At 38.9% G+C, this 15,053-nt stretch carries 14 protein-coding genes; all 14 read left to right on the forward strand.

Translation table 11 applies throughout. The features are described from left to right. Positions 1-102 precede the first annotated feature (102 nt). The 14 genes from pyrH (at position 103) to EL215_RS05155 (ending at position 15,035) form a co-directional block, all read left to right on the forward strand. A complete protein-coding gene (gene pyrH / locus EL215_RS05090) occupies positions 103-816 on the forward strand; it encodes a UMP kinase (protein ID WP_126470629.1) in 714 nt (237 codons plus the stop codon). Positions 817-942: 126 nt separating this feature from the next. Then, positions 943-1,500 carry a ribosome recycling factor gene (gene frr, locus EL215_RS05095; protein ID WP_049356323.1) on the forward strand — a complete coding sequence of 186 codons (558 nt, stop codon included), beginning with the start codon at positions 943-945 and terminating at the stop codon, positions 1,498-1,500. 89 nt (positions 1,501-1,589) lie between these two features. Next, entirely contained in the window at positions 1,590-2,789 is a 1,200-nt protein-coding gene (ispC, locus tag EL215_RS05100; protein ID WP_126470631.1) for a 1-deoxy-D-xylulose-5-phosphate reductoisomerase, read from the forward strand. 40 nt (positions 2,790-2,829) lie between these two features. Further along, on the forward strand, positions 2,830-3,549 hold the full coding sequence (gene uppS, locus EL215_RS05105; RefSeq protein ID WP_049356327.1) for a polyprenyl diphosphate synthase: 720 nt from the start codon (positions 2,830-2,832) through the stop codon (positions 3,547-3,549). 11 nt (positions 3,550-3,560) lie between these two features. Beyond that, positions 3,561-4,427 carry a phosphatidate cytidylyltransferase gene (locus EL215_RS05110; RefSeq protein WP_049356328.1) on the forward strand — a complete coding sequence of 289 codons (867 nt, stop codon included), beginning with the start codon at positions 3,561-3,563 and terminating at the stop codon, positions 4,425-4,427. An 8-nt stretch (positions 4,428-4,435) separates the two neighbouring features. Next, positions 4,436-5,767 (forward strand): sigma E protease regulator RseP, encoded by a 1,332-nt coding sequence (gene rseP, locus EL215_RS05115; RefSeq protein ID WP_126470633.1) that lies wholly within the window; start codon positions 4,436-4,438, stop codon positions 5,765-5,767. A 25-nt stretch (positions 5,768-5,792) separates the two neighbouring features. Beyond that, positions 5,793-8,180, forward strand: coding sequence for an outer membrane protein assembly factor BamA (gene bamA / locus EL215_RS05120; protein WP_126470635.1), 2,388 nt, complete (start codon positions 5,793-5,795; stop codon positions 8,178-8,180). Positions 8,181-8,281: 101 nt separating this feature from the next. Beyond that, the gene (locus EL215_RS05125; protein ID WP_126470637.1) at positions 8,282-8,890 is read left to right on the forward strand and encodes an OmpH/Skp family outer membrane protein; all 609 of its coding nucleotides are present in this window, start codon (positions 8,282-8,284) and stop codon (positions 8,888-8,890) included. A gap of 12 nt (positions 8,891-8,902) precedes the next feature. Then, complete coding sequence (lpxD, locus tag EL215_RS05130; RefSeq protein ID WP_126470639.1) at positions 8,903-9,928, forward strand: UDP-3-O-(3-hydroxymyristoyl)glucosamine N-acyltransferase; 1,026 nt, start codon at positions 8,903-8,905, stop codon at positions 9,926-9,928. A gap of 94 nt (positions 9,929-10,022) precedes the next feature. Then, complete coding sequence (gene fabZ / locus EL215_RS05135) at positions 10,023-10,472, forward strand: 3-hydroxyacyl-ACP dehydratase FabZ (RefSeq protein ID WP_126470641.1); 450 nt, start codon at positions 10,023-10,025, stop codon at positions 10,470-10,472. A 23-nt stretch (positions 10,473-10,495) separates the two neighbouring features. Continuing rightward, positions 10,496-11,284 carry an acyl-ACP--UDP-N-acetylglucosamine O-acyltransferase gene (gene lpxA, locus EL215_RS05140; RefSeq protein ID WP_049381727.1) on the forward strand — a complete coding sequence of 263 codons (789 nt, stop codon included), beginning with the start codon at positions 10,496-10,498 and terminating at the stop codon, positions 11,282-11,284. Between the two features lie 95 nt (positions 11,285-11,379). After that, positions 11,380-12,549, forward strand: coding sequence for a lipid-A-disaccharide synthase (gene lpxB / locus EL215_RS05145; RefSeq protein WP_126470643.1), 1,170 nt, complete (start codon positions 11,380-11,382; stop codon positions 12,547-12,549). Further along, entirely contained in the window at positions 12,542-13,144 is a 603-nt protein-coding gene (gene rnhB, locus EL215_RS05150; protein WP_126470645.1) for a ribonuclease HII, read from the forward strand. Before lpxB ends, rnhB begins: the two co-directional genes overlap by 8 nt. 34 nt (positions 13,145-13,178) lie before the next feature. Continuing rightward, positions 13,179-15,035, forward strand: a complete 1,857-nt coding sequence (locus tag EL215_RS05155; protein ID WP_126470647.1) for an SLC13 family permease — start codon at positions 13,179-13,181, stop codon at positions 15,033-15,035. Positions 15,036-15,053: the final 18 nt, after the last annotated feature.

Below are 15,053 nucleotides of genomic sequence, written 5' to 3' on the forward strand. Positions count from 1 at the left end.
ACAGCGATATTTTATCGCACTTTTCTGACCAATTTCCATTTTTAACTTTTTCGCTCTTTTGCTAAAATAAGCCAATTTTTGTAAGCGACAAAGGAAAAAACAATGAGCCAACCAATTTACAAACGAATCTTATTAAAATTAAGTGGTGAAGCATTACAAGGTGATGAGGGCTTCGGTATCGATCCTTCTATCCTCGATCGTATGGCGTTAGAGATTAAAGAATTAATTGAAATGGGCGTGGAAGTTGGTGTTGTGCTCGGTGGTGGTAACTTATTCCGTGGAGCAAAATTAGCTAAAGCAGGGATGAATCGTGTCGTGGGTGACCACATGGGGATGCTTGCAACCGTGATGAATGGTTTGGCTATGCGTGATGCGCTTCACCGTGCAGATGTTAATGCGAAATTAATGTCTGCGTTCCAATTAAATGGTATTTGCGATACGTATAACTGGTCTGAAGCAATTAAAATGTTACGTGAAAAACGCGTAGTGATCTTCTCTGCAGGTACAGGTAGTCCATTCTTTACAACAGATTCTGCGGCTTGCTTACGTGGTATTGAAATTGAAGCGGATATCGTGTTAAAAGCGACCAAAGTTGATGGCGTGTATGATTGCGACCCAGCAAAAAATCCTAATGCGAAGCTATACCATAAATTATCTTATGCAGAAGTGATTGATAAAGAATTACAAGTGATGGATTTAGCTGCGTTTACACTTGCTCGTGACCACAGTATGCCAATTCGTGTATTTAATATGTGCAAACCAGGTGCATTGCGCCAAGTGGTGCTAGGCACAGAAGAAGGCACAACGATTTGTTAATTTTTTTGAACGAATAAAATGGCGAGAGACAATCTCGCCTTTTTTATGAATAAATTTATTCAAAACTCCCTAAAAATCCAGTAAAATCACTGTGTTTTATCTTTATTTATTGAAAAGGACAGATAAATGATTAATGAAATTAAACAAGATGCTGAAGCTCGCATGGAAAAAAGCCTCGAAGCGTTGCGTGGGCATATTGCAAAAATCCGTACAGGTCGTGCTCAACCTAGCTTATTAGATGCGATCCAAGTGGAATACTATGGTGCAGCGACGCCACTTCGTCAATTAGCTAACGTTGTTGCAGAAGATGCGCGTACTTTAGCGGTAACGGTATTTGACCGTTCTTTAATCAGCGCAGTAGAAAAGGCGATTTTAACTTCTGATTTAGGTTTAAACCCATCTTCAGCGGGTACAACGATTCGCGTACCTCTTCCTCCATTAACTGAAGAACGTCGTCGTGATTTAATTAAAATCGTAAAAGGCGAAGGTGAACAAGGTAAAGTCGCGATTCGTAACGTGCGTCGTGATGCAAATGATAAAATCAAAGCATTATTAAAAGATAAAGAAATCAGCGAAAACGATCAACACAAAGCAGAAGAAATCATTCAAAAAGTGACTGATAGCTATATCAAAAAAGTGGATGAGATCTTAGCTGATAAAGAAAAAGAATTAATGGATTTCTAATTGTCGAATCATGTTTTGGGGCAGACCAAGTGTCTGCCCTTGTTCTATTCTGATGAAGAAATAAAAGCACAAAGTGCGGTCGAAATTTTATGCAAAAACAAAATCTTGTTATTTTAGGATCAACAGGTTCTATTGGTCATAGCACCCTTTCAGTTATCGAACATAACCCCGACAAATACCATGCCTTTGCGTTAGTAGGGGGCAAAAATGTTGAGACAATGTTTGAACAATGCGTGAAATTTCAACCGCACTTTGCCGCACTAGATGATGAAAATGCAGCAAAGGTATTGCGAGAAAAATTAGCTTCACATCACATTAAAACGGAAGTCTTAGCTGGACAGAAAGCCATTTGTGAGTTGGCAGCCCATCCGGACGCAGATCAAGTGATGGCCGCCATTGTTGGGGCAGCGGGATTACTACCGACTCTTTCGGCAGTAAAAGCGAGTAAGAAAGTCTTGCTTGCGAATAAAGAATCCTTGGTGACGTGTGGCCAGATCTTTATTGATGCAGTGAAGCAGTCGAAAGCAAAATTATTGCCTGTTGATAGTGAGCATAACGCGATTTTTCAATCTTTACCGCCTGAAGCGCAAGAAAAAGTTGGGTTCTGTCCTTTGAAAGAATTGGGCGTCAGTAAAATTGTCTTAACTGGTTCTGGTGGGCCTTTCCGTTATACGCCATTAAACGAGTTTGAACATATTACGCCAGAACAAGCCGTCGCTCATCCAAACTGGTCAATGGGTAAAAAAATCTCCGTAGATTCTGCCACGATGATGAATAAAGGTTTAGAGTACATTGAAGCCCGTTGGCTCTTCAATGCATCGTCTGATGAAATGGAAGTGATTATTCATCCTCAATCTATTATTCATTCAATGGTGCGTTATGTAGATGGCTCGGTGATTGCTCAAATGGGCAATCCGGATATGCGCACGCCCATTGCTGAAACTATGGCTTATCCAAATCGTACTGTCAGTGGTGTGGAACCATTAGATTTCTTTAAAATCAAAGAATTGACGTTTATCGAACCTGATTTTAATCGTTATCCAAATTTAAAATTAGCGATCGATGCTTTTGCAGAAGGGCAGTATGCGACAACCGCTATGAATGCAGCAAATGAAATTTCAGTACAAGCTTTTTTAGATGGATATATTAAATTTACGGATATTGCGAAAATTAACCAAGCAGCGGTTGAGCAAATGCCATCTTCTATCATTTCAAGCATTAATGATGTATTGGCTGTAGATAACCAAGCACGTGAGCTGGCCGATTCGCTGATTAAAAAGTTGATGTAGAATATGCCAAAGTACGGTCATAAAATCCGAATATTTTAGAATGAAAGAACTTGATAACAATAATATTCCCGAACACGTTGCCATTATAATGGATGGAAATGGGCGATGGGCGAAGCAACAAAATAAGCTGCGTATTTTTGGCCATACAAATGGGGTGGCAGCCGTGCGCCGTGCAGTGAGTTATGCACGACAAACCGGTGTCAAATTTTTGACGTTATATGCATTTAGCAGCGAAAACTGGAATCGTCCTGAGCAAGAAGTGAGCGCTTTAATGACGCTCTTTATGCAAGCGCTTGATCGAGAAGTCAAAAAATTACATAAAAATAATATTCGTTTAAAGATTATCGGTGATGTTTCTCGTTTTAGTGAAAAATTGCAAGAGAAGATCGCAAAAGCAGAAAATTTAACGAAAAATAATACCGCACTGACTTTAAATATTGCGGCTAATTACGGTGGTTGTTGGGATATTGTTCAAGCGACTCAACAATTAGCTGAAAAAGTAAAAAATAATGAGATTTCGGTGAGTGATATTAATGAATCACTTTTCCAGCAACATTTAGTCACACAAGATGAGCCGCCAGTCGATTTGTTAATTCGGACGAGCGGTGAGCAACGTATTAGTAATTTCTTACTTTGGCAAATTGCGTATGCGGAATTGTGTTTTTTAGATGTGCTTTGGCCGGATTTTAGTGAAAAAGATTTTAATCAGGCGATTGCCTGCTATCAACAACGTCATCGCCGTTTTGGCGGGACAGAATAAGCGGAGAACTTATGCTTAAAGAACGTGTATTATCAGCCATTGTGTTGATTGCTTTGGTATTATGTGCCTTGTTCTTATTTACCCCATTTTATTTTGCCCTAGCCTTAGGCTTTGTGGCGACGCTTGGTATTTGGGAGTGGGCTCAATTTGCTCGTTTTAAAAATCCTTTGGCGCGCCTTTGTATCGCGGCATTTTTAGGCGCATTTATCTTCCTTTGGCTTTATAACGAAGGTAATTATTTAGATGCGGGTCGAGTATTTGAAAACTACTTGCCACTTTTATTACTAAATTCAGTTGGTTGGTGGGCGCTTGCATTAGTATTAGTGGTGACTTATCCAAGCTCAGCGAAGTTTTGGGGTAAAAATATCCCTTTACAAGTGTTGTTTGCTTTCTCTACGCTGATTCCTTTTATTGCCGCTGTCTTACGTTTACGTCTAGATAATTATACCGCTGATCCTCATCATGGTTTATTCTTATTGCTTTATGTGTTTGTATTGGTGTGGGCAGCAGACTCTGGTGCCTATTTTGCGGGACGAGCCTTTGGTAAGCACAAGCTTGCACCGAAAGTCTCACCGGGAAAAACATGGCAAGGTGTATTTGGTGGCATGATCACTGCAGTTGTATTGGCATTTGTATTTATCCATTTCTCAGGTAAAACCTTATTAGGTAGCCGTGCAATGAGTGGTTTTGTTGTGCTTTCTGTGGCGACTGTAGCTATTTCTGTATTAGGTGACTTAGCCGAAAGTATGTTTAAACGTGAATCGGGCATCAAAGACAGTAGTCAATTAATTCCAGGCCATGGCGGTATTTTAGATCGTATTGATAGCTTAACAGCCGCAGTACCATTCTTCACATACTTCTATTTCTTTGTGTTATAGGATAGAACATGTCGTTTTTGTGGTCGCTTGGCTCATTTATTGTTGCAATTGCTGTGCTGGTTGCCGTACACGAATACGGCCATTTTTGGGCAGCAAGAAAGTGCGGTATTAAGGTTCATCGTTTTTCGATTGGTTTTGGTAAAGTGATTTGGCGACGCACAGATAAATTGGGCACCGAATTTGCTATTTCAGCCATTCCACTTGGTGGTTATGTCAAGATGCTTGACGGACGAAATGAAGATGTCCCCGCAGAATTAAAATCGCAGGCATTTGAAAGCAAATCTGTCGCTCAACGGGCTTTTGTCATTGCCGCAGGCCCGCTTGCTAATTTTATTTTTGCGATTTTGGCATATTGGGTGATTTATTCTGTAGGGATTCCAAGTGTTAAACCGGTCATTGAAAATGTCAGGTCAAATTCACCGGCGGCGATGGCTCAAATTGAACCGAATACCCAGATTTTGGCCATTGATGGTAAGAATGCGCCCGATTGGGAAACCATTAATTTATTACTCACTGATACGTTAGGTTCTGATTCTGTTGAACTCACATTGACTCCTTTTGGTGAAGACCAACCTTATTCGCGAACCATTAATCTGCAAAATTGGACATTTGAGCCAGATAAAGAAACGGCATTTGAAACATTAGGAATCAATCCTGTTTCAAGTAAAGTAGAGATGATATTATCAAAAGTGGTGGAGAATTCTCCAGCTGATAAAGCGGGCTTGTTGATTGGCGATAAAATTTTAACAGAAAATTTGACCGCACTTGATTGGAAGACTTTTGTCGCACTGGTACAACAAGGTCAGCCTTTTACAATTAAGGTTGAACGCAATCAAGAAATTTTTGACAAAACCTTGCAACCCGAAAAAAATCAAGATGGTAAGTGGTTGGTTGGGATAAGCCCGACTTTCTTAAAAGTTGGCGAACAGTATCGAACTGAACTAAAATATGGTATTCTTGATGCCTTAAAAAAAGGCGTAGAGAAGACAGGCCAAATTTCTTGGTTTATAGTGAAGGCGATAGGAAAACTGTTTAGTGGTGAGCTTTCATTTTCCAGTTTGGCAGGGCCGATTTCAATTGCCCAAGGAGCAGGTGCATCTTTTAATGCTGGTGTGATTTATTTCTTAAGTTTTCTTGCGTTAATCAGTGTTAATTTAGGCATAATGAATTTATTTCCATTGCCAGTTTTAGATGGTGGACATCTTGTATTTCTGACGGCGGAAGCTATCAAAGGAAAACCTGTTTCAGAGCGGGTTCAGAATTTAAGTTATCGTATAGGGCTGATACTCTTGTTAATTCAAACAATGGTTGTGCTTTTTAATGATTTCTTACGTTTATAACTATTATTTTTATAGGATAAAGTCGATGAAAAAACTTCTAATCGCAAGTTTATTATTCGGTACTACAACGAGTGTATTTGCGACACCATTTGTAGCAAATGACATTCGTATTGATGGTGTTCAAGGAGACTTAGAACAGCAAATTTTAGCAAGTCTTCCCGTTCGTAGTGGTCAGCGTGTAACGGATCAAGATATGGCTAATATTGTACGTTCATTGTTCATCAGTGGGCAGTTTGATGATGTTAAAGCTTTCCAAGATGGTGATGATTTAGTTGTAAGCGTCATTGCGAAGCCTATTATTTCTGAAGTACATATCAAAGGTAATTCAGTTGTTCCAACTGAAGCGTTAAAACAAAATCTTGATGCTAATGGTTTTAAAAGTGGTAATGTACTAAATCGAGCAAAATTAGAAGAGTTTGCGAAAACCTTAAGAGAACATTATAAGAGTGTAGGTCGTTATAATGCGAAAGTTGATCCGATCGTGACAACTTTACCAAATAACCGCGCAGAAATTACGCTTCAAATTGATGAAGATGATACGGCAAAACTTCGTTCAGTGACTTTTAATGGAAATGAAGCGATTTCTAGCAGTAAGTTACAAGAACAAATGGAGCTTCAACCAGATTCTTGGTGGAAACTTTGGGGTAATAAATTTGATGGTTCTCAGTTTGATAAAGATATTCAAGCTATCCAAGACTATTACCAAAATAATGGTTATGCCAAAGCTAGAGTGACAAAAACAGATGTTCAGTTAAATGAAGAACATACAAAAGTAGATGTGACTATTGATGTAAGTGAAGGTGAAAAATACAATTTAAGTTCTGCTCGTATTGTTGGTAACTTAGGCGGTATGACTGATGAGTTGCAACCACTATTAGGTGAGCTTCATTTGAATGATACTTTCAGACGTTCAGATGTGCAAAACGTAGAAAATCTAATTAAAGATAAATTAGGTGAGAGAGGTTATGGCGGTGCAACTGTTAATGTGGTACCAGATTTTGATGATGCAAATAAAACATTAGCATTAACCTTTGTGGTTGATGCAGGACGTCGTTTATCAGTACGTCAAGTTCGTTTTGAAGGTAATACGGTTTCTGCAGATAGCACATTGCGTCAAGAAATGCGTCAGCAAGAAGGGGCTTGGTATAACTCACAATTAGTTGAGTTAGGTAAAGTACGTTTAGATAGAACAGGTTTCTTTGAGAGCGTAGAAAATCGTATTGAACCCATTCAAGGTTCTAATGATGAAGTAGATGTTGTATATAAAGTAAGAGAACGTAATACTGGTAGTATTAACTTTGGTATTGGTTATGGTACAGAGAGTGGTATCAGCTATCAAGCAAGCGTGAAACAAGATAACTTCTTGGGAACTGGTGCAGCGGTAAGTTTAGCCGGTACACGTAATGATTATGGTACAAGTGTAAACTTGGGTTATACCGAACCATACTTTACTAAAGATGGGGTAAGTTTAGGTGGAAACGTATTCTATGAAACTTACGATAACTCGAAAAGTGATACATCATCCACTTATAAACGGACAACTTATGGTGGTAACTTAACATTAGGTTTTCCAGTAAATGAGAATAACTCATATTATTTGGGATTGGGTTACGCCTATAATAAGATCAGTAATTTTGCTACTGAATACAATCGTAACCTATATATGAAGTCTATGAATTTAGATAGTAACTCAATTAAAACAAACGATTTTGATGTTTCATTCGGGTGGAATTATAACAGCTTAAATCGGGGCTATTTACCAACTAAAGGGGTGAAGGCAAGTATTGGTGGACGTATTACCGTTCCTGGTTCGGATAATAAGTATTACAAGTTAAGTGCAGATATTCAAGGATATTATCCATTAGATCGTCAGCACCTTTGGGTATTATCAGGTAAAGCAAGTGCGGCTTATGCTAATGGTTTGAGTAATAAGCGAGTACCTTTTTATCAGTTGTATAGTGCTGGTGGAATTGGATCACTACGAGGTTTTTCATATGGAGCAGTTGGCCCAAATGCGATATATTGGCAAAAAGATAGTTATGGTAGCCAAGGCTGGGTTCCAAGTACTGATGTAATTGGTGGTAATGCGATGACTACGGCGAGTGTCGAGTTAATTGTTCCAACTCCTTTTGTGTCAGATAAAAATCAGAATAATGTGAGAACTTCATTATTTGTTGATGCAGCAAGTGTATGGAATACAAAATGGAAATCTGATAGAGAAGGGCTTCCATCAGCCCTTCTTATAAACTTACCCGATTATGGTAAGTTTGGTCGAGTTCGTGCATCTGCTGGGGTCGGTTTTCAGTGGCAATCTCCGATTGGACCGTTGATTTTCTCTTATGCAAAACCAGTCAAAAAATATGAGAATGATGATGTAGAACAATTCCAATTCAGTATTGGTGGTGCATTTTAAAGGTTGAACTTTAGTGTATTATTTAAGTCAAAATTTTTTTCTGTGTCAGCATATTAGCTGATACAGAAAAGTTTATTAAACTCATTTAAGGATATTAAAATATGAAAAACGTAGTAAAAGTAACAGCATTATCTGTAGGTCTTGCGTTGGCATCTGGTTTTGCCGCTGCAGATGAAAATATTGCATTCATTAATGCAGGTTACTTATTCCAAAATCATCCGGATCGCCAGGCTGTTGCAGACAAGTTAGATGCAGAATTTAAGCCAAAAGCCGATAAACTTGCAGCAAGCAAAAAAGAAATTGATGAGAAAATCGTAGCATCGCGTAAAAAAGTAGAAGACAAAATTGCCTCTTTACAAAAAGATGTACCTCGTTTACGTCAAGCTGAAATCCAAAAGCGCCAAGATGAAATTACTAAATTTGGTTCAGATGAAGAAGTTAAGCTAAATAAATTGATGGAAGAGCAAGATAAAAAAGTAGCAGAATTCCAAGAGCAAAATGAAAAACGTCAAGCAGAAGAGCGTGCTAAATTATTAGAAAGTATCCAAGTTGCAACTAATGAATTAGCCAAAACAAAAGGTTATACTTATGTTTTAGATGCTAATTCTGTTGTGTTTGCGGTAGATGGTAAAGATATTACTGAAGAAGTATTAAAATCTATTCCTGCAACTGAAAAAGCGGCTCCAGCAAAAACTGAAGAGAAAAAATAATAGGTTCTCATAATGCAAAAATCCTATTCTTTACAGGAATTAGCAATAAAAGTCAGCGGTACTTTTCGTGGTAACGCCGACGTTATCGTTAATAGTATTGCTGCTCTTTCAAAAGCAGATGCGAATCAGCTTACGTTCATTTCTAATGCAAAATTTCGCCCTTTATTAGCTGAATCTAAAGCCGGTATTCTTGTGGTGTCAGAAGCGGATGTGGAATTTTGCTCATCTGAAAGTAATTTACTTATCGTTAAAGATCCTTATGTTGCTTATGCAGTATTATCTCAATATATGGATACTACCCCAAAAGCGGCTCAAAATATCCACCCAAGTGCGGTTATTTCTGAAAAAGCTTCAATTGGTGAAAATGTATCAATTGGTGCAAATGCCGTTATTGAAGAAGGTGTTGTATTAGGCGATAACGTGATTATTGGCGCTGGTTGTTTTGTCGGTAAATTCACCAAAATTGGTGCAGGTACACAGCTTTGGGCAAATGTAAGCGTTTATCATGAAGTAGAAATTGGACAAAATTGCTTAATTCAATCAGGTGCTGTGATTGGTAGTGATGGTTTTGGCTATGCAAATGATCGTGGTCGCTGGGTAAAAATTCCACAAGTAGGCCAAGTGATCATAGGTAATAATGTCGAAATCGGTGCTTGTACCTGTATTGACCGTGGAGCCTTAGACGCGACAGTCATTGAAGATAACGTCATCATTGATAATCTTTGTCAAATTGCGCATAACGTTCATATCGGCACGGGTACAGCTGTCGCTGGCGGTGTGATTATGGCCGGTAGCTTGAAAGTGGGTCGTTATTGTTTAATTGGTGGAGCAAGTGTCATTAATGGGCATATGGAAATCTGCGATAAAGTCACAGTAACAGGCATGGGAATGGTGATGCGCCCAATTACTGAGCCAGGTGTTTATTCATCGGGTATTCCATTACAAACCAATAAAGAGTGGCGAAAGACAGCTGCACTGACTTTGGGTATTGATGGTATCAATAAACGATTGAAAGCGCTCGAGAAAAAGCTTGGATAAGATTTTTAAAGCGTACCTTAGGGTGCGTTTTATTTTTATACGGAAATATCGTATAATCGTAACGTTTTATTATTTATTTTTAAAGGTATTAAATGTGTCAGAGAATCAAGTAAGTAAAGTGATTGAAGCAAAAGAAATTATGACCTTATTGCCACATCGCTACCCATTTTTACTCGTAGATCGAGTATTGAACTATAAAGAAGGTGAGTGGTTAAAGGCGATTAAAAATATTAGTGTCAATGAGCCTTGCTTCACCGGTCATTTCCCAGGGGAGCCTATATTGCCTGGCGTGCTAATTCTTGAAGCTTTGGCGCAATCAATGGGGATCCTTGCATTTAAAACCCATGAATTAAAAGGTGGCGAATTATTCTATTTCGCAGGTATTGATGAAGCGCGTTTCAAACGCCCAGTATTACCTGGAGATCAAATGGAATTGAACGTTCAAGTGATTAAAGAACGTCGTGGTATTACAGCATTCACAGGTATTGCAACCGTAAACGGTGAAGTTGCTTGTGAAGCCAAATTAATGTGTGCTCGTCGATAATTAAAGAAAATTAAGGGGTAAGTATGATCCACCCAAGTGCAAAAATTCACCCAACCGCGCTTGTTGCTGATGGCGCAGTTATTGGCGAAGACGTTGTTATCGGTCCTTTCTGTATTATTGAAGGGAGCGTTGAGATTAAAGCGCGTACCGTTTTAAATTCTCATATTGTCGTGAAAGGCGACACCGTGATTGGTGAGGATAACCAGATTTATCAATTCGCCAGCATCGGTGAAGTCAACCAAGATTTAAAATATAAAGGCGAAGCAACTAAAACCATTATTGGTAATGGCAACCTTATTCGAGAACATGTGACGATTCACCGCGGCACAATCCAAGGTGGTGGTGTAACACGTATTGGTAACAACAACTTATTGATGATCAACGTCCACGTTGCCCACGATTGTCAAATAAAAAATAACTGTATTTTAGCAAACAATGCAACCCTTGCGGGGCACGTTGAATTAGATGATTTTGTGATTGTTGGTGGCATGTCTGCGATCCATCAATTTGTAATCGTTGGTGCGCACGTAATGTTAGGTGGTGGCTCTATGGTTAGCCAAGATGTGCCGCCTTATGTGATGGCTCAAGGTAACCATGCGCAGCCTTTCGGTGTAAACCTTGAAGGATTAAAACGTCGTGGTTTTGATAAACCAACCATGCATGCTATCCGTAATGTTTATAAAATGATTTACCGTAGCGGTAAAACCCTTGAAGAAGTATTGCCGGAAATTGAACAAATTGCACAAACTGAATCTGCAATTAGTTTCTTTGTGGAGTTCTTCAAACGTTCTACCCGTGGCATTATTCGTTAATTAACGTTTCTTTTCTCGTTAAGAGAAAATGATGAATAACAAAGAGACCGCACTATGATTTGTTCAAAGTGCGGTCGTTTTTTAGGATAAATTTGATGATAAAAGAAAATCCGACTATTGCAATTGTTGCCGGTGAAGTGTCTGGTGATATTCTTGGTGCAGGTCTCATTCAAGCGCTTAAACGCCACTATCCGCAAGCTAAATTTGTCGGGATTGGTGGTGAGCGAATGATTGCTCAAGGTTTTGAAAGCTTTTTTGATATGGAAGAGCTCTCTGTCATGGGGCTAGTAGAAGTACTTAAACATTTACCTCGATTGCTTAAAATTCGTCGCAGTGTTATCGAACAACTTTCTGCTATTAAACCGGATGTATTTATCGGTATTGATGCACCGGATTTTAATCTTACCGTTGAACTAAAATTAAAAGAAAAAGGGATTAAAACCATTCATTACGTGAGTCCATCTGTATGGGCTTGGCGTCAAAATCGTATCTACAAAATTGCCAAAGCAACTCATCAAGTATTGGCTTTTCTTCCTTTTGAAAAAGCTTTTTATGATCGTTTTAATGTGCCTTGCCGTTTTATTGGCCATACCATGGCAGATGCGATTCCATTAAAACCAAATCGTACAGAAGCTTGCCAGACTTTAGGTATTGATGAAAAAGGACGTTACCTTGCTATTTTAGTAGGGAGTAGAGGTAGTGAAGTGGGCTTCCTTACTGAGCCATTTTTAAAAACTGCTTTGTTATTAAAAGAAAAATATCCAGACTTGCAGTTTTTAGTCCCTTTGGTGAATGAAAAGCGTCGCCAGCAATTTGAGGAAATAAAGGCTCAGATTGCACCTGATCTCGATATGCATTTAATTGATGGTAAAGCACGCCAAGTGATGATTGCTGCCGAAGCAACTTTACTAGCTTCAGGTACCGCTGCACTTGAAGCGATGTTGTGTAAATCGCCAATGGTGGTGGGGTATCGAATGAAACCTTTCACACATTTTTTGGCAAAACGATTGGTCAAAACAAAATATATTTCATTACCTAATTTGTTAGCGGATGAAATGTTAGTACCAGAAATGATTCAAGAAGATTGCGAACCACAAAAATTAGCAGAACAACTTTCTCAGTATTTGGGTGATGATGAAAGTGCGGTCAAATCTCGCAGTATTTTAATTCAACGTTTTACTGAATTACACAAATTAATTCAATGTGATGCGGATAGCCAAGCCGCACAAGCTGTGATTGATTTATTGGAGCAAAGACATGACTGATTTTGTTTATCCTGAAGGTTATCAATTATTTGCAGGAGTGGATGAAGTTGGCCGTGGCCCTTTAGTGGGTGCAGTTGTAACGGCTGCAGTGATCTTAGATCCGAATAAGCCGATTGCTGGTTTGGCGGATTCAAAAAAGCTCAGCGAGAAAAAACGTCTTGCACTCGCAGCAGAAATTAAAGAGAAGGCCTTAGCTTGGGCAATGGGGCGAGCAGAGCCAGCAGAGATCGATGAACTGAATATTCTGCATGCCTCTATGCTAGCAATGGAACGGGCCGTAAAAGCCTTAAAAATTCAACCGCACTTTGTGTTGGTGGATGGTAATCGTATTCCGCCTAATCTAGGTTTGCCAGCTCAAGCCGTGGTGAAAGGGGATTCACTTGTGGCTGAAATTAGCGCTGCTTCTATTTTGGCAAAAGTCGCACGAGATCAGGAAATGGAAGAATTAGATAAGAAGTATCCTAAATATGCCTTTGCTCAACATAAAGGTTACCCTACCAAATTACATTTAGAAAAATTAGCGGAGCTTGGTCCTTTACCCGAGTATCGTCGTAGTTTTTCTCCTGTAAAGAAAGCGTTAGGTATAGAAAAGTAATTAGAAAGAAGATTATAAGATTAAAGGATAGAGTATGAATACCATTTTTGATGATGCACTTTGGGTAAGTCCATTATTTTTGACATTAATGTTGCTTATGGCTGCTATTATTTTATTCGTGCATAATAAAATTCGTATGGATGTGGTGGCATTATTGGTGATGCTCTTTTTTTATCTAAGCGGAATTCTGAGTACCCAAGAGATTTTCGTAGGCTTTAGTGATCCTAATATTATATTAATCGCCTTACTCTTCATTGTGGGTGAGAGTTTAGTCCGAACAGGGATCGCTTATCATGTAAGCGATGGTATTTTGAAAGTGGCAGGAAATAGTGAAGCTAAGGTGCTTATTTTGCTAATGCTTTCTGTGGCTGGATTGGGGGCATTTATGAGTTCAACGGGCGTAGTTGCCGTGTTTATTCCTGTTGTTATCATGATTTGTCGACAAATGAACATTTCACCAAAACGATTAATGATGCCATTAAGTGTGGCTGGGTTAATCAGCGGGATGATGACATTAATTGCAACAGCCCCTAATCTTGTCGTGAATGCAGAGTTAGTTAAAGAGACTCATCTTCGGTTTGAGTTTTTTGATTTCACTCCGATTGGCGTGTTGATATTAGTACTTGGCATAGGTTATATGCTCATTATTCGTCGATGGCTTTCTGTTCGTAATGATAATAGTAATCAAGAGACCAAACAAAGTTCCATGAGTGAGTTAATTGATGAATATGGTTTGAAAGATCGCACCAAGCGTTTAGTTGTGAAAAGTATGTCACCTTTCGTTGGTAAAACCTTAGATCAATTGCATTTGCGTTCTAGCTATCAACTCAATGTGCTAGCGATTGAACGATGGAAACACTTTCGTCCAAGCTATACTATGCCACTTGGCACGTCAGAGATAAAGGCAAAAGATATTCTTATGGTCAATTTGGAACGCTCTGATTTCAATTTTTCCCTATTTTGCCAAGAATTTCATTTAGAGCCTGCTGAAATTAAATCGCAGTCTTTTGATCAGCAAGCACGTTCTATTGGAATGGCCGAATTGATTATTGTACCAGATTCCATTTGTATAGGAAAAACGACAGCTGAGTTACAATTTCGTACAAAATATGGCTTAAATGTCGTTGGTATTAAACGGGATGGTGTAGTACTGAGTGATGCCTTTAATAAAGAAAAATTTTGTTCAGGGGATTTGCTTTTGGTAATCGGTGATTGGCGACTTATTCAAGCAATGCGCGATCGTCGGAAAGATTTTCTGGTATTGAATTATCCGAAGGAAATGGAACGCGCAGTGCCTGCTCAGCGCCAAGCACCGTTTGCCTTACTATCCATTTTGGTCATGGTATTATTAATGGTTTCAGGCGTTGTTCCAAATGTCATTGCAGCATTAATAGCCTGTTTAATGTTGGCTTATTTTGGATGTATTGATGCAAAAAGTGCATACAATTCCATTCAATGGCCAAGTCTCATCTTGATTATTGGAATGATGCCATTTTCGACTGCACTTCAAAAAACAGGTGGGGTTGAATTGGCCGTAAAATGGCTGACCCAAATTATTGATGGATGGGGAATGTATCCCGTATTGATTGTACTTTTTATTTTTTGTGCATTAGTTGGATTGTTTATTTCGAACACGGCTACAGCAATTTTGATGGCACCGATTGCGATTTCTCTTGCTACACAGCTTAATGTTTCTCCAGTACCATTTGCGATGGTTGTGGCAATTGCCGCTTCAGCTGCTTTTATGACGCCAGTTTCCTCTCCAGTGAATACTATGGTAATTGGACCTGGTGGCTATAAATTTGCTGACTTTATTAAAATAGGCGTACCTTTTACTTTAATTGTTATGTTAGTCACTGTTTTTATTGTGCCAATACTGTTTCCATTTTAAATGAAAAAGAGCAGTCAA

This window comes from Haemophilus parainfluenzae, assembly GCF_900638025.1.
In the GTDB taxonomy this organism is placed as follows: domain Bacteria; phylum Pseudomonadota; class Gammaproteobacteria; order Enterobacterales; family Pasteurellaceae; genus Haemophilus_D; species Haemophilus_D parainfluenzae_J.

Excerpts from the sequence above, each read along its gene's own strand:
- EL215_RS05125 (WP_126470637.1), top strand. The coding sequence starts at position 8,282 with ATGAAAAACGTAGTAAAAGTAACAGCATTATCTGTAGGTCTTGCGTTG.
- frr (WP_049356323.1), top strand. The coding sequence starts at position 943 with ATGATTAATGAAATTAAACAAGATGCTGAAGCTCGCATGGAAAAAAGC.
- lpxD (WP_126470639.1), top strand. The coding sequence starts at position 8,903 with ATGCAAAAATCCTATTCTTTACAGGAATTAGCAATAAAAGTCAGCGGT.
- EL215_RS05155 (WP_126470647.1), top strand. The coding sequence starts at position 13,179 with ATGAATACCATTTTTGATGATGCACTTTGGGTAAGTCCATTATTTTTG.
- bamA (WP_126470635.1), top strand. The coding sequence starts at position 5,793 with ATGAAAAAACTTCTAATCGCAAGTTTATTATTCGGTACTACAACGAGT.
- lpxA (WP_049381727.1), top strand. The coding sequence starts at position 10,496 with ATGATCCACCCAAGTGCAAAAATTCACCCAACCGCGCTTGTTGCTGAT.
- lpxB (WP_126470643.1), top strand. The coding sequence starts at position 11,380 with ATGATAAAAGAAAATCCGACTATTGCAATTGTTGCCGGTGAAGTGTCT.
- ispC (WP_126470631.1), top strand. The coding sequence starts at position 1,590 with ATGCAAAAACAAAATCTTGTTATTTTAGGATCAACAGGTTCTATTGGT.
- rseP (WP_126470633.1), top strand. The coding sequence starts at position 4,436 with ATGTCGTTTTTGTGGTCGCTTGGCTCATTTATTGTTGCAATTGCTGTG.
- rnhB (WP_126470645.1), top strand. The coding sequence starts at position 12,542 with ATGACTGATTTTGTTTATCCTGAAGGTTATCAATTATTTGCAGGAGTG.
- pyrH (WP_126470629.1), top strand. The coding sequence starts at position 103 with ATGAGCCAACCAATTTACAAACGAATCTTATTAAAATTAAGTGGTGAA.
- uppS (WP_049356327.1), top strand. The coding sequence starts at position 2,830 with ATGAAAGAACTTGATAACAATAATATTCCCGAACACGTTGCCATTATA.
- EL215_RS05110 (WP_049356328.1), top strand. The coding sequence starts at position 3,561 with ATGCTTAAAGAACGTGTATTATCAGCCATTGTGTTGATTGCTTTGGTA.